The sequence below is a fragment of the Paenibacillus tyrphae genome (assembly GCF_024158745.1).
In the GTDB taxonomy this organism is placed as follows: Bacteria; Bacillota; Bacilli; order Paenibacillales; family NBRC-103111; genus Paenibacillus_G; species Paenibacillus_G tyrfis_A.
Window position 1 is genome coordinate 37225 of record NZ_JAMZAW010000040.1, and the last position, 19021, is coordinate 56245.

Below are 19021 nucleotides of genomic sequence, written 5' to 3' on the forward strand. Positions count from 1 at the left end.
CCTTCTTAGGCAACAAAAAAGTAGGGTATTCTCGGGATTGCTACAGTCACCAAGAAAGGAACCCTACTCATGGCAACTATACACGAATCGATGCTTTCCGATCACTTGAAAATCTTGTTACGAAACTGGTTAAAGACAAGTTAGAGCTCATTATGCTGGAAGAAATCAAGAATTTCATCCACGTAGAGCAAGCGGATCAACGTAACAGTCGCAACGGATACTACGAGCGTACGTTAGATACGCGTTACGGTAGTTCCACGAGACCGTAATGACGAGTTTCAAACGCAACTGTTTCAGCCCTACCAGCGCCGAGACGGTTGGCTAGAGGAGGCCGTTATTCACATGTATAAAGGTGGCATGAGTACCCGAGATGTCGCCCGTTTCATTGAAAGCATGTTCGGTTCTCAATATTCACCCACGACCATAAGCAACATTACCGGAACCGTGCTTGAGGACGTAGAGCAATGGCAACAACGTCCGCTTGAAAAGCGTTATTCGGTCATCTATCTGGACGGCATGTTCATCAAGCTCAAGCGGAGCACCGTCAGCAGTAAAGCCGTCTATCTCGCCATGGGGATCGACGAGGAAGGTTACCGTCAAATCCTCGGCTTCTACATCGGCGGTCAGGAAAGCTCTAACGGCTGGCGTGATGTCCTGAAGGACCTGCGTCGCCGCGGTGTCGAAGAAGTGCTGATCGGCGTATTTGACGGGCTGCCAGGGCTGGAGGACACCCTTCCGAGAGGTTTATCCTCAAGCGGATGTCCAGCATTGCATGGTTCACAAAGTCCGCAGTACGTTTCCTAAGATTCGCGTGGAAGACAAGACGGCTTTTCTCGATGACCTAAAAACAATCTACAATGCGCTTGATTACGACTTAGCCATGGCGGCATTCGATACGGTGAAGGATAAGTGGGAGAAGAAGTATCCCAAAGAAATTCGCTCCTGGGAGAATGAGCTTCCCACGCTGCTTTACCTTCTACCATATCCGTCTCTGATTAAAGAGGCGATCTACACCTCGAATCCAATTGAACGAACCAATAAAGAGCTCCGTAAACGTCTGCGCCCCATGAACAGTTTGACCAATCTCGAGGCTGCGGAGAAGATCGGCTACTTGGAGGTTACCGCCTACAACGAAAAGTGGAGCAACCGTGCCATTCGAGGTTTTGCAGATCCTGCTACAAAAGCTGTATGCGTGAGATGTACAACAAAAAATATCCATATACTCAACCGGATCAGGAGCACATGGTTCAAATTACCAAACAAAGGTGAGTTGGGGGAGGACTCCCCCAACGGTAAAGTCGTCAGAACATTGAAGTAATTTTGATATCCATCCCCCGATGGATATCCCTACCACCTTACACAAACTTCTTGACGCTCCCCCCTTTTTAGTTAGATGTTAGACTTTTTATATGTAAAGCAAATGACCACAATAAAGGATCATCTACATCGATATAACATTATCTCTAAGTTTAATAAGCATGAAAAGTGTACGAAATTATACCCCCGACCCATGTAACCTTCAGTTAAATAATTGCTCAGTAGGTTACCGAAGCTTCAAATTCCCCGTTAAATTTTCAAGTGTCAACATTTGGGCCGTTGCCACATCTTGATTTGCTATGGCTTCATACAATTTTTCGTGGATGATGGTATTGTCTTCATAGTGTTGGACATCCAAAATCAGTGTACTCAAAAGTTCACGAAGTGCATCACAAAAACTGCGATACAAATCGACCATCAATTCATTTTGTGTAGCTTCCGCGATCGATATATGAAACGAAATATCCTCGTCTACGTAGTCAGCATAATTTCCGGTCTCAAGGACACGATTTCTCTTGTCCAAGTGAGCTCGTATTTTTCTCAAATTCGCTTCCGTTCTTCGCTCCGCAGCCAAAGCACAGATCTGTAGCTCCAGCATTTTTCTTACTTCGTAAATATGATGCCTATTATTTTCATTGATTGTTATCCCGAAATGATTAGTTCTCGGACTCTGTGACCGTACATAGGTTCCATAGCCTTGTTTGACTTCCAATAGACCTGCGTGGACCAAAGTTTTCACCGCTTCCCTGACGGTTGAACGACCGACACCGAATTGTTTCATTAACTCAGGTTCCGTCGGTAGCATATCGCCGGGCTTATATTGCGCTGAGGATATTTTCTTCTGAAGCTGCTCCAATACTTCATCAACCAGTTTACGCCGCGGTACAGTGGTGAACTGCCGATCCTCTGTCATCTAATCATCTCCTTAGCCGCAAAATTAAAACACGGACTTTACGAAAAGCCTCTCCAAACGAAAAAACGTCCCCAATATGAGCTTTATCCTCGGTCAGCCCCATTACCGATATTCCCAATTTATAAAATACTGTTTAAGAACGATTTGATCCGCTCTTCTTTAGGATAGAGCAAGATGTCATATGGAGTATTTGCATCTATTATTTTCCCTTGGTCCATAAACACAACTCGATCAGCCACTTCCCTGGCGAACCCCATTTCATGCATAACGACAATCATGGACATTACGTCAGTTACTACTTGTTTCATGACAACCAACACCTCGCCGACAAGCTCTGGATCCAATGCCGAAGTCGGTTCATTGAACAATATGATTTTAGGGGCCATCGCCAATGAACGTGCTATAGCCACTCTTTGCTGCTGACCTCCTGACAATTGATGAGGTATAAATCAATCTTGTCCTGAAATGTATATCCCCGCTGTCTATTTGCTCCAAACCATTTATACATTTTAATACCGTGCTTTTCCCTGATCCGCTGGGTCCGATGATGGCCACTTTTTAGCCTTGTTCTACTTTTAAGTTTACATCAAACAGAACTTAATTTTCACCATAAAGTTTTTGTTGATACCCTTCATTTCAATCATGATATTTCAATCCTTTCTCCAAGCGTGCTACTGCAACCATCAATATTGTATTGAGCATTAAAATACATTACACCAATCATTATGGATACTTAAGCCATGGAGGAAATTTTTGGAGAGAAAACATTTCACCTATAGACGATACCGATTAGGATCCGAGCCAGTTTTCCAAATGTCTAGAGTTTTTCATATTATGAATTAATTTTCTTTCAATGGAAATAATAGAGACTGATCTGAACTAGGCATACATAATTCTATGCTAAGGATGGATATTTCTTGAATGAAGGTAACTCCAATAAAAACACAAATTGTTCTTCCCTTGTGAATACTATTGCTTTTCACCTTCAAACTCCTCCTGACCTGGTAATTCGCACCTATAACTTATCTCCAAAAACAGAAATTAGTTGCTTATTTTTGGAAACGCTAGTAGACAATAAAAAATCGAAGAAAATCTATTACGAATTGTTTCCAAATGGGTTTTTGAAGAAACTTCGGTTAATTTTGAGAATTTTATCCTTACGAAAAGCAATTCCCTTCCGTTGACCAAAGTAAAAATTGCAACAGATTTAGAGGATTTATTCAAAATTTGTTAAATGGTGAACGCATGGTTGTATTTCTACAACAAGACCATGTCTTATTAGCTGATGTTTCCAAAATGACACATCGTCAGATCACTGAGCCTCAAACGGAAACAACAATTCGCGGGCCGCGGGAAGGCTTAATGAAGATCTATTTACTTCCTTGTCTTTACTACGCAAAAGAATTCGAAGTAAGGAACTTGTAATCGATCAGTATTTACTTGGCACGGCCACGCAGACAAAAGTAGCTCTTGTATATATGCATGATCTTCTTTCCGAACCAATTAGAGATGTAGTTCGTTCAAGAATACGTGCTTTTATGGGAGATAGCATTATTGACAGTTCCCCTATATCGAGGAATCAATCTAGGACAATAAAATCTCACCTTTTCCAATGATGATTGGCACCGAACGGCCAGACGTTGTGGTTTCCCACTTGCTTGAAGGCAGGTTTGCGGTGATAGTCGACGGAAGCCCAAATGTTTTGATTGGACCCATTACTTTTTTTCAATTTTTCACAGCATCCGAAGATTACTACCAATGGTTCGGAATAGCGACAATCTTAAGATTACTAAGAGTATTTTCTTTTTTTATGGCGGTTATTATCCCATCATTGTATGTGGCCATCGTAACATTTCATCATGAGATGCTTCCGAATCCACTATTGATAAATATAGCATCTCAACGTGAAGGAGTTCCTTTCCCAGCCTTTGTTGAAGCAATAATTATGATGGTAACGTTCGAGGTGCTACGTGAAGCAGGACTCAGAATGCCACATGTTGCAGGTCAAGCTATCTCCATTGTAGGAGCCCTTGTATTGGGGCAAGCCGCTGTTGAAGCGGGACTTGTTTCTCCAGTCATAGTTATTGTTGTTGCGTTTACTGCCATTTCCCACTTTGTGGCTCCATTCTATAATTTCAGTATCACTCAAAGGATTCTTCAATTCACTTTTATGATATTAGCAGGGTTCCTTGGATTGTATGGTATTTACTGTGGAATCTTACTTACTATTGTTCACTTGGCTTCCCTTAAGTCGTTCGGGGTTCCTTACCTGGCCCCGTTTGCCCCTACTTTTCTTTTTGATTGGAAAGATGTCCCAATAAGAGTCCCGCGTTATGACCACTTATCCTAAAATGAACCATATCAAAAAAACGAAAAGGTGATTTTGTTTGTGCGTTCGCGCGTAAAGTTTGAGTCTCATGATCCTATGCCTTTGCTTAATGAGCGGTGCTGGGATGCGGTCGAAGTTAGCCAGTTAGCGATCGGCAACATGATAGGTGAAGATATAGATCCGGAAACCGGTAATGAAATTGTGTATTGGCAAATCATTAATCCTGCAGCTTTATAACAAAAAGGAGCGACCTATAAGGCCCCTGTCTATACCTACCGGGTTGAAACTAAAAGTATCCCCGAATTGCAGCGGAAGTCAACTGAAATCTTACCGATAAAGTTATTTCCTCATCATTACCAAGTACATATTTTGACCGAACGCTATGCACGTAAGGGAATTTTACCGGCTATAAATTTCATTGAACGACAAGTAAGCCTAAGAAGCGATTTATTCTCAAGATAGCTCATACAGCCTCCCCTTCTTAGCGGCGCTCGGTACATTCGAGCCGCCAGCTTCCACCTGCGGCTGAAATAGTGATATTGTGGCTAGCAGCTGGTACTTGATTTCCAAGACGCTCGTCAGCGGTATCTTCATTTCCCCAAAAAGTTCGAAAAGCCCAATTCTGTCAACGTCTCAAGTGAAGTGCACCCCTTAGAATAGACATTGGAAAAACCCCCTGGGTATTCCGAAGAATTCTAAGGGGTGCATTTTTTATGGAAATTAAAGGACAAAAGTTCAATACATATTCAGAGGAACTGAAGGTGGAGGCCATTCGTCTACATGTAGAGGTGGACGTATCGGCAAATCAATGAACATTTAGGGATCCAAGATAAAGATCGAATTAAGAAATGGATGAGGAAATATCGGGATAAGGGTGAATTTGGACTGTTGGACCAGCGCGGGAGACGGGAGCGATACATCGATCAGAATCGATATGTCCAACAGTTGAAACGGGAGAATGAGATGCTAAAAAAGTGTTTAGAAATCTGGATGCGGGAGGTATGGCTAGGAAGTTTGCCACCATCAAGGAAGCACCGGAACAATATAGCATCCGTGAGCTCTGCAAGCTGTTCGGGGTCTCCAGAATCGGATACTACGCCTATTTGAAGCGACAAGATGTGGATAAGGACAAGTCGATCAAAGAATTGATCCAGACCGTGTATAAGAAGTATGACGGCAAGTATGGATACCGACAGATCCAGTTATTTCTGCTGCAGGATCACGGAGTGTGGATGAACCATAAGAAAGTGCTTCGACTGATGAAAGAAATGGGATTGCGTTCCCGTATTCGCCGCAAGCATCGCTGAAACTATGCTTTCTCCACAGGAGGCCGAGTTGCAGCGAATATCCTACAGCGTTATTTTAAAGCGGATGCACCGAATCAAAAATGGGTGACCGATGTCACGCAGTATCGTGTTGCGGATTCTTGGCGTCTAGGGTCTTTTTCAATGTCTACAAAATGGGTTTGACCAAAACTCGTAGGAGGGCTTCTTTATTTTCATCGTTTATCATAGCTAAAAAACGAATATTATCCTCCATCCCCAGCTCATTAAATAACTCAAACGGCAGCTGAGGATGGAGTAAAATGTTGTCTTTCATACTAATCCGTCCGATCTTATGCTCCAGCATGGTACGCCTTTCCGCAGGATTGGTATCGATACTTCCGGTCAGGACCCTGGCAATTGATAACCGCTAAGTGGTTTGAGCCATGTACGATCATGTCGGCGTTCAACCTCCAGCGGAGCATCGAAAAATTGTGATAACAATTCGCTTTCCAGCAAATGCTGCGTGTCACCCGCCCTGAATACTTCCCCGTCCTTGATTAGTAAGGTCTTGCGAAAGACAGGCATGATCTCCTCGATGTGATGCGTCACAAACAGAAGCGTAGGTGCATGAGGCTGCTCGGCTATTTTCTCAATCATACTAAGTAATAGTTCTCTGGCGAATACATCCAACCCGGTGCACGGCTCATCTAAAATAAGCAATTCAGGCGACGCCATTAAAGCTCTGGCAATGAGGACACGTTGACGCTCCCCCTGTGAAAAAGTATCATATCTGCGATTCGTTAGCTTTTCGCATCCTAAAAACTTTAACAATTCATGTGCTTTTTCTAAATCCGCTTGCTCTATCTCGTCATACAGTCCGATTGTGGCGAATTTTCCACTTAGCACAGTATTTAATGCAGTTTCACTTCCGTATAAACGCTGCTGAAGCGACGAACTGACCCATCCAATGGATTTGCGTAGCTCCCTTAAGTCAAACTCTCCGAATTTCTTTCCAAGCACTTCCATACCGCCCGTCGTCGGCCAAATATACCCATTGATCATATTAAGTAATGTAGTCTTCCCAGAGCCATTTAATCCCACGATGCACCAATGCTCTCCTTCTTCAACTCTCCAGCTTACATCTTTCAATATGGTTGATTGTTCACGGACCCAACTGACATGCTCAACTTTAATCAACTCCCCTACACTCCTTTCACCTTGATAAATATCAATTCACCCTCCCAAATATATCATATCATCTGATGAATTGTGTGTAAATGAAGAAGAAGCTTTCACAATTCGTGGCTTCTCAATTCATTCCCTTTTCTTGGCTCCGAAAACATCTCGATATGTGCTGAGTCAGTTCTTGCTACCGGTTTTGCTTTACAGTACCTTTCAGATTCACAAGTGTAAACATTCTAGCTTCTTCGACATTCTGATTAACAATGGCCTCATATAATTTCTCATGAATGGAGGTACTGTCGTCATAATGATCGACATCCAAAATTAATTGGCTTAAAACCCCGCGAAGAGCATTACAAAATGTAAGATACATATTAATCAATAGATCATTATGGGTTGCTTGTGCAATCGAAATATGAAATGCAATATCCGATTCTACAAAATCTGAATAGTTCCCCGACTGGAGTGCCTCATTTCGCTTGTCCAGAAGCGCTCGCATCGTTCGTAAATTGTCATCCGTTCTTCGCATTGCAGCAAGTGTACATATTTCGAGGTCTAGCATTTTCCTTACTTCGTAAATTTGCATCATACCCGTTTCTTGTATCGTTTTCTCTAACGGATTACTGATTAGATTTTGTGATTTGACGTAAGTACCGTCACCTTGTTTAACTTCCAGAATACCTGCATATACCAGAATTTTTACCGCTTCCCTTACTGTAGAGCGGCCAACCCCGAACTGCGCCATTAATTCTGGTTCTGTTGGCAATCGGTCTCCGGGTTCATACTGCCCGGAATTAATTTTAACTTTTAACTGCTCCAACACCTCATCGACTAATTTTCGTCGTGCCACCGTGCTGAACTTACGATCCTCAATCATCGAATCATCTCCTAAAAAAAATCATATCACAGTCTAAATGATATCTCAAAACCATCTGTTCGATTCTGAGCCGCCAAAAATGCCCTTGATTCTGATACCAGAAATCAAGGGCTGGTGTTGGGTCTATCGATCTAACCGCGGTTCACTTTCAACGTTGGGATGCTTCGCCCCCATCATGATCGTAACGAGTAACATTACTACGCTCAGTAAAATGATCCCAAAAAAGGAGTAATGGTAATGACCAAAGATATCACGTAGCCATCCAGAGAAAATAGGCAATAAGCCGCCAAGCAGGTATCCTCCGGATTGCACCATTGCCGTCCAGGCTGTTGCTTCTTGCGGATTTTTCGTTTCATCGAGCGGCAGGATAAGCGCAAATGAGAATAATCCGGCAGAGCCAATCCCCATAATGGCAGCGGAGAACCATATCATGGCTTCGATCTGTGAAAATATAATGATACACAAACCGATAAGCAAGATTACAGAACAACCAATCAGCCAAGGCTTACGATTCGTGGTTCTGTTTGCCATGGCAGGAATGACGAGACTAAAGCACATTTGAAGAAGCGTAAAAGTTGTAACCACAGCCCCAGCTGTTGTATCTTGTAAACCCAGTTCCTGTGCTTTCGGTGCAAGCCAAGTCGCGATTGAATAATAAACGCCTGCCTGCAATGCAAAGAAAATCAGCAACATCCATGCCCGCTTATTCTTCAAGGGAATATTCCCCTCACTTACAGCATTCTGTTTCGCATTACCCTTCTGACTCTGACTTAAAACCAATACCCAAAATAGTAAAGCCACTACTGCAAGTATGGACCAAATAGCAAGTGCCGATGGCCACGAATCTTTAAGCAGATGCTGGAACGGGATGGTCAAACCGGCACCAAGGGACGCCCCAAGCCCCATGCCGATGGAGTAAATGCCAATCATTGTCGCTACCATATGATGAAAATGAAGCTTTATAAATCCAGAAATTAAAGGCCCGGCAATGGCAACCCCTACTCCGATGAGTCCTGCTGTCATTAATAACAGAAAAGAAGAATTTGTAAATATGCGTGCAACGGTTGCAATACCCACCAGTAATAGACAAACAGGAATGACTCGCTCAATACCCCAACGCCTACCAAGCTTTGCCGCGAAGGGAGCAAAAATCCCCATACAAAGTACTGGAATTGCGGTTAGAAAACTAACAGCAGAACTATTCATGCCAAGTTCACCACGAATCGTCTCCAAAAGAGGAGCGACCGAGGTAATGGCAGGTCGCATATTTATTGCAGCAAGAAAAATGGTAATAGTATACAAATACATTTGTTTATTCGACAATCTGGGTGTAGATTTCACTTTAGATCCTCCATTAAAATCATATCATCTGATGAATATGGTTGTTTAATTTACAATTTTCTTGCCAGCGTTTCGATAAACATATGAATAAATGCATCTGTATTCACATCAATCGCTACTTCTGCATTAGGGTTCACCTTTGATAATTGAGGCTCTTCAATAGTAGCACCTAGTAAATGAGTCTCTTCAGTTTTAATTCGGACATGAGTCTTCTCCATCACAACTAATGAAGGGTTTATAGCCACAGCAACTGCTAAAGGATCATGAAGGGCGGTGCCTTTAATTCCTTTTTTTCGCATATAGGCTTCAAAGCGATATTGAATGATATGCTTTGTAAAAGAGAGCAACTCTTCCTGTCCTGCCTCTGCCTGCTCGAGTAATCGCTCTAGATGAGCTTCTTTGAATAATGCCTTCATGGTAACATCCAATCCCACTACTGCTAGTGGTATTCCGGAACGAAACACTAGATCCGCAGCCTCTGGATCTCCGTAAATATTGGCCTCTGCTTCAGGCGTTACGTTTCCCGGTACGCGAACAGCTCCGCCCATTATTACAAGCTTCTTGATCTTTGAGACCATCGTTGGATCTGCCTGTAATGCAAGAGCTAAGTTAGTTAATCTTCCCACGAAGACAAGCACGATTTGATTTGGAAACTCATTTACTTTACGGATGATATATTCCAAAGCGCTTTCGGCAGAATCCTTCACCTTTGGTGCTGGCAATACATATTCACCAATACCGTTCACGCCATGTATATCGCTTGCCGTTCCTACCCAATCACGCGAAATCGGCTTGGCTGCGCCCTGGAATACTTCAATGTGTGCACCAGCAAGCTCCAGCACCTGCCTGGTATTCAACGTCGCCTGTTCCGCAGTCACATTCCCTGCAGCTGTTGTCACCCCTAGCAGCTCAACGTCGCCCGATTTCAATGCGAATAAAATAGCTAAAGCATCATCAATGCCCGTATCGACATCCATAATCATTTTAACCGTTTGCTTCAATTTGATCTCTCCTCTTGTCTCTCTAGAACTACTGTTTTTTTGTCTATGCAAGTGAAACCATGCGCTTCTTCCGTACAGCAAAAACAATTAACACAACAAGTGTGGCCAAATACGGAACCATCTGAATAAATTGACTCGGAAATTGTACGCCCTGCGAAGTCTGAACGATAGTCGTAACGGCTGTTGCCAATCCGAAAATAACGGACCCCAGCAAGACTCCTAATGGTTTGCGGTTTCCAAAGAGCACGACCGCCAAGGCAATGAATCCTGTACCACCTGTCATATCGGTCACAAACATGCTGGTCAAGCCGATGGACATATAGGAGCCCGCAAGCCCGGTAAACAATCCGCTCCACAGCAGTGACGAATATTGAATCCTTTTCACCGAGATCCCAAGGCTCTTAGCTGCTGTTGGCGCTTCACCAACGCAGCGCAGATGTACGCCATAGGGAGTACGGTAGATCAATACCATACAAAGCGCGACAGCTGCAAGCGCAATCCAGATCATCAAGCTATGACCGCTTAATAGTCTCCCTATTATCGGTACATCTTGAAGAAAAGGAAATGTTACTTCGGGAATTGACACCGGCGTGCTTGGCGTATAGTTTCCTGTAACACCAAAGAGGCTGTTCAACAAGAAGATTGTCAAGCCGGATCCAAGAATATTCACTGCAAAACCAACGATAAGTATATCCACGTTCATCTTGATCGAGAACAAACCTATAGCTAATGCAATGATTAAAGAAGCCATTATTCCAGCCAACGTGCCGATCAGCCAACTGCCAGTTGACGAACCAACGGTGACAGCCGCAAAAGCCGAAGTCAGCATCATGCCCTCCAAACCAATATTGACGACCCCTGCGATATCGGTGATGAGTCCCCCCAGTGCAGCAAGCAGGATCGGCGTCATAAATCGCACAACCATAATGAACAGGCTGAGATCCATGATCTGAGTTCCGATACTAGAGAGCATGTTTTAGCTCCCCTTTCTTCTTATATTCCTTGATCCATGCAAAAATTGATTTCGAAGAAATAAGGATGACTAAAAGAACTTGAACAATGATGGCAAGCTCACGCGGCACATCGCTTCCAGCTTGCATTGTTTGCGCACCAACTTGCAGGTAGGCATAAAACAAGCTGGCAAATAGAACGCCTACTGGATGATTGCGGGCCAGCAAGGCAATAATAATGCCGTCAAACCCTAAACCAGCCGAAAAGTTATCACGAAACGTACCGTGGACACCCAATACTTCAATAATACCGCCAAGACCTGCCAAGGCACCGCTTAACATAACGGAAATCACGACGACTCGTTTTGTAGATACGCCCCCGTAGTGCGCAAAATCTTTATTTTTTCCAACTATGCGTAGCTCATACCCAAAACCGGTTTTGTAAATTAACAGATAAATGACAACAACCGCCAGCAGTGCTACCACGATTCCACCATGGATCGGTAGGCTGTGAAATAATCTCACCATCCTCAGCTCCGTATTAATGTTGAGCATCTTTGCAAAGCCTCCACTGCCCGGATCCTTAAAGACGTTGTTGACAAAATAAGATGTCGTGAGAATCGCCACAAAATTCAGCATTAGCGTGGTAACAATTTCGTCTGCGTTCAAATAAGCCTTCAGCAATCCTGGAATGAATGCAAACGCAGCCCCTGCAAGAATAGCCGATAATAAAATGAGAGGAATATGGAGCACTGGGGGAATGCCTGGCACGTATAATGCAACAAGAGTACCAACAAATGCTCCGATATATAACTGTCCCTCAGCCCCCATGCTGAATACCTTCGCTTGAAATACGACCGAAAGGGCTAGGCCGGTAAAAATAAGAGGTATAGCCTTGTTTATAATAGTCCCAAAGTTAAAACCATTTGACAGCGGCCCCAACAAGAATGATTCAATGGCCGCCGCGGGCTCATTACTTACTATTAAAATAATGATAAACCCGATTATAATCGCTATAAGAGCTGCGACGATAATACCCGCGATTTCAGTATAAATGACTTTTCCTGACTTCATTCAGCAATCCTCCGCTCCTCTTGCTGTTTAACCCCGAGCATATAATAACCGATTTCTTCCTCTGTGAGTGACGGCCCATTCTCAAGGACCGCTACGATTTTTCCGTTATAAATGACTCCAATCCTGTCGCTCAAGCTCATAACCTCGGATAATTCCGCAGAAATCAGCAGCACGGCCGCGCCCTCGTCTCGTTTCTTTACAATTTCTTTATGAATAAATTCGATCGCGCCGATGTCAACGCCTCGAGTAGGTTGTGATACAATAAGCAATTTCGGATTCTTGGAAAGCTCCCTTGCAATAACGACCTTCTGCATATTCCCGCCAGATAACGAGCCTGCCATAATACCCCCATGCTTAGCCCTTACGTCGAACACCTGCATCATGACTTTTGCAAATTCATCAATCTTTTTTTGCCGAAGGAACGGTCCCCATTTGAATTCCGGATGACGGTAGACATCTAGCACCAAATTCTCTGCAATCGTTGATGTTAAGCAAGCGCCGGTCGTTTGCCGGTCTTCCGGCACATGGCCTATCTTGCTCGAACGAATCTGAGCAACGCTTTTACTAAGCAGGTCTTGATCGAAATACTTAATCCTTCCGTCCATAGCCTTTCGAAGTCCTGTAATGGCCTCAACCAACTCGGTTTGTCCATTGCCTTCGACGCCGGCAATTCCGAATATTTCACCTGAACGAACGGATAGTGACAAATCCTGAACCGCTATTGTCCCCTTATCGTTTTTTACTCTTAATTCGTGAACGGACAATACTACATCCTTAGGTTCAGCTTTACGCTTGTCTACTCGAAGAATAACGTCTCTGCCGACCATTAAACGGGAAATTTCGTCCTGATTGGTATCCTTCGTCAGCAGAGTTGAAACTGTCTTGCCCGCTTTTAGTACCGTTACGCGATTGGATATTTCCATAATCTCGCGAAGCTTATGGGTGATAAAGATCACTGTATAGCCTTGCTTCACCAATGCTTTAATTGATACGAATAATTCGTCCGTTTCTTGAGGTGTAAGTACTGCCGTCGGTTCATCCAGAATAATAAGGCGTGCTCCCCGGTACAGCACTTTTAAAATCTCCACGCGCTGCTTTTGCCCTACCGAAATCGTTTCAACAAGTTCATCCGGATCAAGATTCAGCCCATAGGACTGCATCAGATTGGTCACATCAGCACGTTCCTTATCGCGGTTCCGAAACAGATTGAAAGGACCTGTTCTAGGCTCATCGCCTAGAACAATGTTTTCCGATACGGTGAGAGAAGGGGCCAGCATAAAATGCTGGTGCACCATACCCATACCCAGTTTGATCGCATCCTTGGGACTCTGAAAAACAACTGGAGCGCCGCGAAAAAAAATCGTCCCTTGCGTAGGCGTTTCAAGTCCGAATAAAATCTTCATTAACGTGGATTTACCTGCCCCGTTTTCACCAACCAGAGCATGAATTTCCCCTTCATGCACGCTTATATTCACGCCTTGATTAGCCTTGGTTCCGTTGGGAAACGTCTTATAAATATCTTTCATTTCAAGTAAAATCGTCATCGTTGATTACTCCTTGAAAATAAAATTGTATGGGGGGGTGCGCCCCCATACCTTCAATCTATTTTAGATCAGAGGCTACTGTTATTTTTCCACTTGAGATCATCCCTTGAATGTCCTTCATTTTATCTTGAATCGGTTTTGGTACATACTGCTCATAGTATTGATCCATCGCCAGTCCGACCCCGTTTTCTTTTAGACCGAGAATCTGCGTACTGCCGAACTTTAATCCTCCTTTGGTAAATTGATCAAGCGCTAAAACGATAGATTTATCGACGTTTTTGAGCATGCTTGTCAACACACTACCCGGATACAGTCCATTTTGGTTCAAATCCACCCCAATCGAATATTTCCCCACACTTTGTCCAGCTTCCAGTACTCCTAGTCCAGCCCCTCCAGCTACACCATAAATAATATCTACCTGCTGGTTATTGTACTGAGCAAGAGCGAGCTCTTTTCCTTTTGGAGAGTTTTTAAAATCGCCAATGTAAGATGAAATTATGGTCACATCCGGATCAATATAATGTGCGCCTTGCTCATAGCCTGATTTAAAATCATTAATAATCGGAATATCCATACCACCGATAAAACCAATTACTTTATCAGGATTTGTCCCTTTAAGTTCTGTGTTAGTTGTCACTAATGCCGCGAATGCTCCGGCCAAGAAAGAACCCTCTCTCTGAGAGTAGGTCATCGAATATATATTTGGCACGCCTTCAATGCCTTCATCGAAGACAATAAACTTCTGTTCAGGGTATCTTCCTGCAAGGTCCTTTGCGATATCCGACATTTGACTTGAGCCAATCACGATTACGTCATATTTTCCGCTGGAAACCAATGATTCTAGACCCGGTCCCCAATCAGCCGGATTACTTCCTCCTTGAACCGTTTTGGTTTGAATTCCTAAGACGGCAGCCGCCTGATCGATACCAAGTTGAGCCGAATCGTGAAAGCCTTTGTCTCCGAGTGTTCCATTTACATAGAATGCAACCTGCAGCGCTTCGGCTGTTTTTTGATCTGATTGCTTAGTATCTGCTGGTGTTTCAGTTTTCCCGCAAGCTGTCATAATCACAATAAGAAGGACAACAATCGATAGTTTCATTACTAATGTTCTACGCATCCGCCATACCTCCAAATCGTTTTGAATACTTAGACTGATATTCCTCCATAAATATCTGAAGCGCTTCCAAATTCGGAATTGAAGCTTGCGCTCCCCTACGTGTAACCGTCAATGCTCCAACCGCATTAGCAATTTTTGCTGCTTCCCAGTCATCTATCCCTGCAACCAAAGAGGCAGCTAAAGCTCCGGCAAACGCATCGCCCGCAGCCGTTGTATCTTGAGTAACAACCTTGTAACCGGGGATAACCCTTTCCTCATCGGATCGAATAACGTAAACCCCATCTGCGCCAAGCTTAGCAAACACCGTACGTATCCCATATGAAAGAAGTTGCCGTGCAGAGAGTTTAATTGAATCCAAACCCTCCACCTGATGCCCGGTAAGCTGACTGAGTTCTCCCTCGTTTGGCGTAATATAATCAACCATTTGTAACAACTCTTCTGTAACGCTATTAGCCGGAGCTGGATCCAACAATACGGGAACGTTCGCATTGCGGGCGATTTTAACCGCTTCCAAAACAGCACCGTATGGAATTTCCATTTGAACCATCAATAATTTTGCTGACCGGATAAGATCTTCATGTTCACGTATGTCGATAGCAGATAGCATTTGGTTTGCTCCTGGAGCGACAATGATGCTGTTATCACCGTCTTGGTCCAATGAAATAAGCGCAACTCCACTTGCAGTTCCTTGAACACGATCAATAAATTGCGTATCCACACCCGTTTCCGCTAAGTTATTGACCATATGCTCTCCAAATAAATCTGCACCGATCTTCCCAACCATTGCCACCTGGGCTCCAATTCTCTGGGCCGCATAAGCTTGATTAGCACCTTTCCCGCCGGGACTATTAAGGAACTCACCTCCCAATACCGTTTCCCCGCGGTCGGGTTTCTGCTTAACCGTTACAGATAAATCCATGTTTAAGCTGCCAACAACCACTACCTCAATAGCCGAACTCATGATTTTCTTTATGACCTCCCTTAATTAGAACAAATTAAAACTTTGCAGATAGAAGAGGTATGCGATATCACTATTTTGATCATATCATATGATGTTTAAATATCGATCACGTCGTATGTTGTGTGTCTAATAATGACTGCATCCTCTTTTTTTAATCATATCATCTGATGTTTAAAGTGTAAATGACTTTATAGTGTCCAATACATTTCCACATTATAACAGATGTGTACTATAAGCGAGTTGTCATAATATATGAGATTAGAAAGTTGATAATTTTTCTCCGTGATGTCCTTTCGATAAATGGGCTTTGCATTCATTAGGTTGGAAGGTTTTATCAGATGTTCATTGAAAATAAAGTTCTTATACGAAAATGAAATCAGCGCTTTAAAGTGACATAGTAAAAAAACAAAAAAAGAGTTCCTTAAAACAATGTGTACCAAATTATGGACTAAGCTGGGGCTTCTATGAGTTCAACCTGATATCCCATTTCATGGATCTTTCGAACCCAGAAATCAACAGTTTTTTCTTTCGATCCTAGATAACGTTCCCCAAGCTCTTTATAGGGCACTTATCCCGGAGAATCACATAGATGATTCGAATCATGAGATGAGCTATTGCCATGTTGGTTTTTTGAGGGCCACATCGCTTCAATAACCGATTGTATACTGCGGAAATCCGGGTATTTTTGGATTTGATGGTGGCCCAGCTAGCTTGGCAGGATCAAACTAAAACGCCTTTATCCACAATTAAAGAATTGATGTTGTACTAGGGCCTGTCTTCAAACCTAAGTCATCCAAACCATAATCGAAACCAAAGTCAAAAAAGCCTTAAAAGTACAGGCTAATTTTTCAAACCGTGTGGCAATTCGGCGATAATGTTTTATTTTATTAAAGAAGCATTCCACTCCGTGGCGTTCTTTATAAAGCCACCAGTCACAATGACGCTTAATGCGGCGAGATTTTTTACTGGGGATTACTGGTTTAGCATATTGATCTTGAAGAAGATTCAAGATTGCGTTGGTGTCATACGCCCGATCTGCCAAAACATTTGTTCCTGTAAGTTCCATCGATTACAGCATCTCATAGCCTGTAACACAATCATGGCTTTGTCCGCCCGTGAGTTCAAAACGCAGAGGGTTACCCAGTGCATCAACAATGGCGTGAATCTTGGTCGTTAGTCCGCCTCGTGAACGTCCAATCGCCTGGAATTGCTGCCCCCTTTTGCCCCGGCTCCATGCTGATGAACGCGAACTACGGTCGCATCGATCATCACATTTTCGAAGTCAGGTTCAATTGAAACATGTTCAAGAATCTTGTCCCACACGCCCGACGTTTGCCAGCGGCGAAACCGAGTGTACACGCTTTTCCAGACTCCGGCAGATCGCGCCAAGGCGCGCCGGTTCTAGCGATCCAAAGCATCGCGTTCAGCATCGTCCGGTTGTCTTTTGCTGGTCGGCCGCCTTGCTTTTTTCGCTCAGCAGGCAGCACGTCCTTAATGATTTCCCATTGTTCATCGTATATTTCGTATCGTCTTCTCATATCCTGATTCTACCACTATTTTTGATTGTTTTATAGTTTGAAGACAGGCTCTAGAATCTTATTAAGTCCAACTAGGTTGGAGCAATTTGGTGCCGCGCTATATTTTCGGAGGAAACCGCTCGAACCGTGAATACAGCTTTAAAGATCGGACCTAGATTATCTACGCGAAGGTTGCTTTTAAAATGCCGCCGTTGTCTTACTGAACACGGTTGAGTAAATTGCGAACCACGCGCAAGGTGTCTGATAGATCCTCTCCTGCTTTGCGATCTTCTTCGCCAAAACTGTATAAAGCAGTACCCTTTCATCCAACTGGGTCGTGTCGGATAAGCACTTGTCCATCAATTCAATTTCGTTACTGAATAAAGGGAGTTCCCGAAAGATCACTTCGAATTTCTGTTGAATGTCACTTCGGTTCTTCCATATTGACAAAACGTTAAACAAAAATGAAATGTTCTCCTTCGTACTATACACCAATGCCAAATTTTGCAGCATACAAAAATCCTAGGAAAGAAGACTTGAATTTCTCACATATGGACTGGCCTTTAAGTATAAGGCACTGCTGATTAACGTAAATAGCAGCATGAATGTAGTATTATCCGCGTGGCGATAATTCCAAGTCCCCCTCACCCCATTACTAATAATTATACCATCAAAGCTATTTGGTAAATATGGATAACCATTTTTATACAATCAACATGTAAATACTTGAAATATACCGTTATAATGGAATAAAACTCAATAAGGATTGTGGTCATATGGAAAGCAATAAAGCTGTTTCATTTGAGTTATTAATTAAAAGTATTTTTAAAGAAGAATTGTCCCGCTGGATAACACTCATCAAAGAGAAGAACAAAAAAGAAAGCACAACATCTCGAAAAACATATTTGACTATAAAAGAAGTATCGGAAATAACAGGAATAGGCACTTATACCTTAAGACAGCTAACATATGCTAGAGCGATGCCTCATCTATTGGTTAAGTCCAGAATCATTTTTGACCAATCCGAGATCACAGAAACGATTGCGAAATTTAAAGAAGAAGGTTGGAGTGATCCTGATAAAAAGTGGGATGTAAAGAAAGTCCAAGAGGATATCAAAAACTTTTCAGCTAAAAAGGAGAATCCACCCATGATCGATGAAATTATCCGTAATATCATAAAAGAAGAGTTAGCAGCTTTATCTGATGATATCCTTAAACAAACAAAGAAAAGTAAAGAAAGTTATTATGGGAGAACGATCCTAATCATAAAAGAAGCAGCAGATTACTTTCGTACAAGCCCTTCAACAATCTACAGCTTGGTCAAAGAAGATGGAATGCCTCATCTAAAAATACAAAGTAGATTTTATGTTGTATTGGAGGAGGCTGAGACCTTTTTGTGGAGAGAAACAGCAAAATCATATGCTACATCGGGGAATGTATATTGGCAACGGATTCTTCAGCGCTTAGATTGGGAAGAAAAAGAACGTGATATTGCGTATCAAAATGCTTTAAAGAGATATGAGAAAAAACATAATAACCCGTGAAATAAAATTTCGTCTGCTACAAATAGCATCGAGATTTTATTCGCAGGTTTTTCCCAGTATAGAAAAAAACTTTTTGTTCTGACCAATAC

The 19021-nt window shown here is 42.9% G+C and carries 16 protein-coding genes and 5 pseudogenes; 8 read left to right on the top strand and 13 right to left on the bottom strand.

Annotation, left to right across the window (positions count from 1 at the left end; translation table 11 throughout):
- Positions 1 to 69: 69 nt before the first annotated feature.
- A pseudogene (locus NI000_RS34970) lies at positions 70 to 1269 on the top strand (IS256 family transposase).
- Between the two features lie 274 nt (positions 1270 to 1543).
- On the opposite strand, the gene NI000_RS34975 reads toward NI000_RS34970, so the two are convergent.
- Together NI000_RS34975 and NI000_RS34980 are read right to left on the bottom strand one after the other, a co-directional pair.
- Positions 1544 to 2230, bottom strand: coding sequence for a FadR/GntR family transcriptional regulator (locus tag NI000_RS34975; protein WP_253415902.1), 687 nt, complete (start codon positions 2228 to 2230; stop codon positions 1544 to 1546).
- A 119-nt stretch (positions 2231 to 2349) separates the two neighbouring features.
- Positions 2350 to 2942, bottom strand: a pseudogene (locus NI000_RS34980) (amino acid ABC transporter ATP-binding protein).
- A 515-nt stretch (positions 2943 to 3457) separates the two neighbouring features.
- On the opposite strand from NI000_RS34980, the pseudogene NI000_RS37275 reads away from it, so the two are divergent.
- The 6 genes and pseudogenes from NI000_RS37275 to NI000_RS35000 all read left to right on the top strand — a co-directional run bounded on the left by NI000_RS37275 (position 3458) and on the right by NI000_RS35000 (position 5866).
- Positions 3458 to 3846: pseudogene (locus tag NI000_RS37275) on the top strand (spore germination protein).
- The gene (locus tag NI000_RS34985; RefSeq protein ID WP_253415903.1) at positions 3846 to 4580 is read left to right on the top strand and encodes a spore germination protein; all 735 of its coding nucleotides are present in this window, start codon (positions 3846 to 3848) and stop codon (positions 4578 to 4580) included. Before NI000_RS37275 ends, NI000_RS34985 begins: the two are co-directional and overlap by 1 nt.
- 39 nt (positions 4581 to 4619) lie before the next feature.
- Positions 4620 to 4796 (top strand): hypothetical protein, encoded by a 177-nt coding sequence (locus tag NI000_RS34990; protein ID WP_253415904.1) that lies wholly within the window; start codon positions 4620 to 4622, stop codon positions 4794 to 4796.
- Between the two features lie 36 nt (positions 4797 to 4832).
- Positions 4833 to 5021: pseudogene (locus NI000_RS37355) on the top strand (Ger(x)C family spore germination protein); the annotation flags it as partial.
- A 378-nt stretch (positions 5022 to 5399) separates the two neighbouring features.
- Positions 5400 to 5666, top strand: coding sequence for a hypothetical protein (locus NI000_RS34995; protein ID WP_253415918.1), 267 nt, complete (start codon positions 5400 to 5402; stop codon positions 5664 to 5666).
- Complete coding sequence (locus NI000_RS35000; RefSeq protein ID WP_253415905.1) at positions 5561 to 5866, top strand: IS3 family transposase; 306 nt, start codon at positions 5561 to 5563, stop codon at positions 5864 to 5866. The genes NI000_RS34995 and NI000_RS35000 overlap by 106 nt, the downstream gene beginning before the upstream one ends.
- Before the next feature lie 145 nt (positions 5867 to 6011).
- Here the strand turns inward: NI000_RS35000 and NI000_RS35005 are convergent, their stop codons facing one another.
- The 11 genes and pseudogenes from NI000_RS35005 to NI000_RS35055 form a co-directional block, all read right to left on the bottom strand.
- Positions 6012 to 6158 carry a hypothetical protein gene (locus NI000_RS35005; protein WP_253415906.1) on the bottom strand — a complete coding sequence of 49 codons (147 nt, stop codon included), beginning with the start codon at positions 6156 to 6158 and terminating at the stop codon, positions 6012 to 6014.
- A 68-nt stretch (positions 6159 to 6226) separates the two neighbouring features.
- Complete coding sequence (locus NI000_RS35010) at positions 6227 to 7021, bottom strand: ABC transporter ATP-binding protein (RefSeq protein ID WP_253415907.1); 795 nt, start codon at positions 7019 to 7021, stop codon at positions 6227 to 6229.
- A 172-nt stretch (positions 7022 to 7193) separates the two neighbouring features.
- Positions 7194 to 7883, bottom strand: a complete 690-nt coding sequence (locus tag NI000_RS35015) for a FadR/GntR family transcriptional regulator (RefSeq protein ID WP_253415908.1) — start codon at positions 7881 to 7883, stop codon at positions 7194 to 7196.
- 123 nt (positions 7884 to 8006) lie between these two features.
- Positions 8007 to 9224, bottom strand: a complete 1218-nt coding sequence (locus NI000_RS35020) for an MFS transporter (RefSeq protein WP_253415909.1) — start codon at positions 9222 to 9224, stop codon at positions 8007 to 8009.
- Positions 9225 to 9274: 50 nt separating this feature from the next.
- The gene (locus NI000_RS35025) at positions 9275 to 10225 is read right to left on the bottom strand and encodes a nucleoside hydrolase (RefSeq protein WP_253415910.1); all 951 of its coding nucleotides are present in this window, start codon (positions 10223 to 10225) and stop codon (positions 9275 to 9277) included.
- Positions 10226 to 10268: 43 nt separating this feature from the next.
- Complete coding sequence (locus NI000_RS35030) at positions 10269 to 11171, bottom strand: ABC transporter permease (protein ID WP_253415911.1); 903 nt, start codon at positions 11169 to 11171, stop codon at positions 10269 to 10271.
- Between the two features lie 16 nt (positions 11172 to 11187).
- A complete protein-coding gene (locus tag NI000_RS35035; RefSeq protein WP_253415912.1) occupies positions 11188 to 12249 on the bottom strand; it encodes an ABC transporter permease in 1062 nt (353 codons plus the stop codon).
- Positions 12246 to 13793, bottom strand: a complete 1548-nt coding sequence (locus NI000_RS35040; RefSeq protein ID WP_253415913.1) for an ABC transporter ATP-binding protein — start codon at positions 13791 to 13793, stop codon at positions 12246 to 12248. Before NI000_RS35040 ends, NI000_RS35035 begins: the two co-directional genes overlap by 4 nt.
- A 58-nt stretch (positions 13794 to 13851) precedes the next feature.
- A complete protein-coding gene (locus tag NI000_RS35045; protein ID WP_253415914.1) occupies positions 13852 to 14910 on the bottom strand; it encodes a BMP family lipoprotein in 1059 nt (352 codons plus the stop codon).
- Entirely contained in the window at positions 14903 to 15871 is a 969-nt protein-coding gene (rbsK, locus tag NI000_RS35050) for a ribokinase (RefSeq protein WP_253415915.1), read from the bottom strand. Before rbsK ends, NI000_RS35045 begins: the two co-directional genes overlap by 8 nt.
- Positions 15872 to 16655: 784 nt before the next feature.
- Positions 16656 to 17409: pseudogene (locus NI000_RS35055) on the bottom strand (IS5 family transposase).
- Between the two features lie 755 nt (positions 17410 to 18164).
- Between NI000_RS35055 and NI000_RS35060 the strand changes: the two are divergent.
- The gene (locus NI000_RS35060; protein WP_253415916.1) at positions 18165 to 18932 is read left to right on the top strand and encodes a hypothetical protein; all 768 of its coding nucleotides are present in this window, start codon (positions 18165 to 18167) and stop codon (positions 18930 to 18932) included.
- Positions 18933 to 19021: the final 89 nt, after the last annotated feature.

Excerpts from the sequence above, each read along its gene's own strand:
- NI000_RS35015 (WP_253415908.1), bottom strand. The coding sequence starts at position 7,883 with ATGATTGAGGATCGTAAGTTCAGCACGGTGGCACGACGAAAATTAGTC.
- NI000_RS35005 (WP_253415906.1), bottom strand. The coding sequence starts at position 6,158 with ATGAAAGACAACATTTTACTCCATCCTCAGCTGCCGTTTGAGTTATTT.
- NI000_RS34975 (WP_253415902.1), bottom strand. The coding sequence starts at position 2,230 with ATGACAGAGGATCGGCAGTTCACCACTGTACCGCGGCGTAAACTGGTT.
- NI000_RS35030 (WP_253415911.1), bottom strand. The coding sequence starts at position 11,171 with ATGGATCTCAGCCTGTTCATTATGGTTGTGCGATTTATGACGCCGATC.
- NI000_RS35000 (WP_253415905.1), top strand. The coding sequence starts at position 5,561 with ATGGCTAGGAAGTTTGCCACCATCAAGGAAGCACCGGAACAATATAGC.
- NI000_RS35040 (WP_253415913.1), bottom strand. The coding sequence starts at position 13,793 with ATGACGATTTTACTTGAAATGAAAGATATTTATAAGACGTTTCCCAAC.
- NI000_RS35060 (WP_253415916.1), top strand. The coding sequence starts at position 18,165 with ATGGAAAGCAATAAAGCTGTTTCATTTGAGTTATTAATTAAAAGTATT.
- NI000_RS35035 (WP_253415912.1), bottom strand. The coding sequence starts at position 12,249 with ATGAAGTCAGGAAAAGTCATTTATACTGAAATCGCGGGTATTATCGTC.
- NI000_RS34985 (WP_253415903.1), top strand. The coding sequence starts at position 3,846 with ATGATTGGCACCGAACGGCCAGACGTTGTGGTTTCCCACTTGCTTGAA.
- rbsK (WP_253415915.1), bottom strand. The coding sequence starts at position 15,871 with ATGAGTTCGGCTATTGAGGTAGTGGTTGTTGGCAGCTTAAACATGGAT.
- NI000_RS35045 (WP_253415914.1), bottom strand. The coding sequence starts at position 14,910 with ATGCGTAGAACATTAGTAATGAAACTATCGATTGTTGTCCTTCTTATT.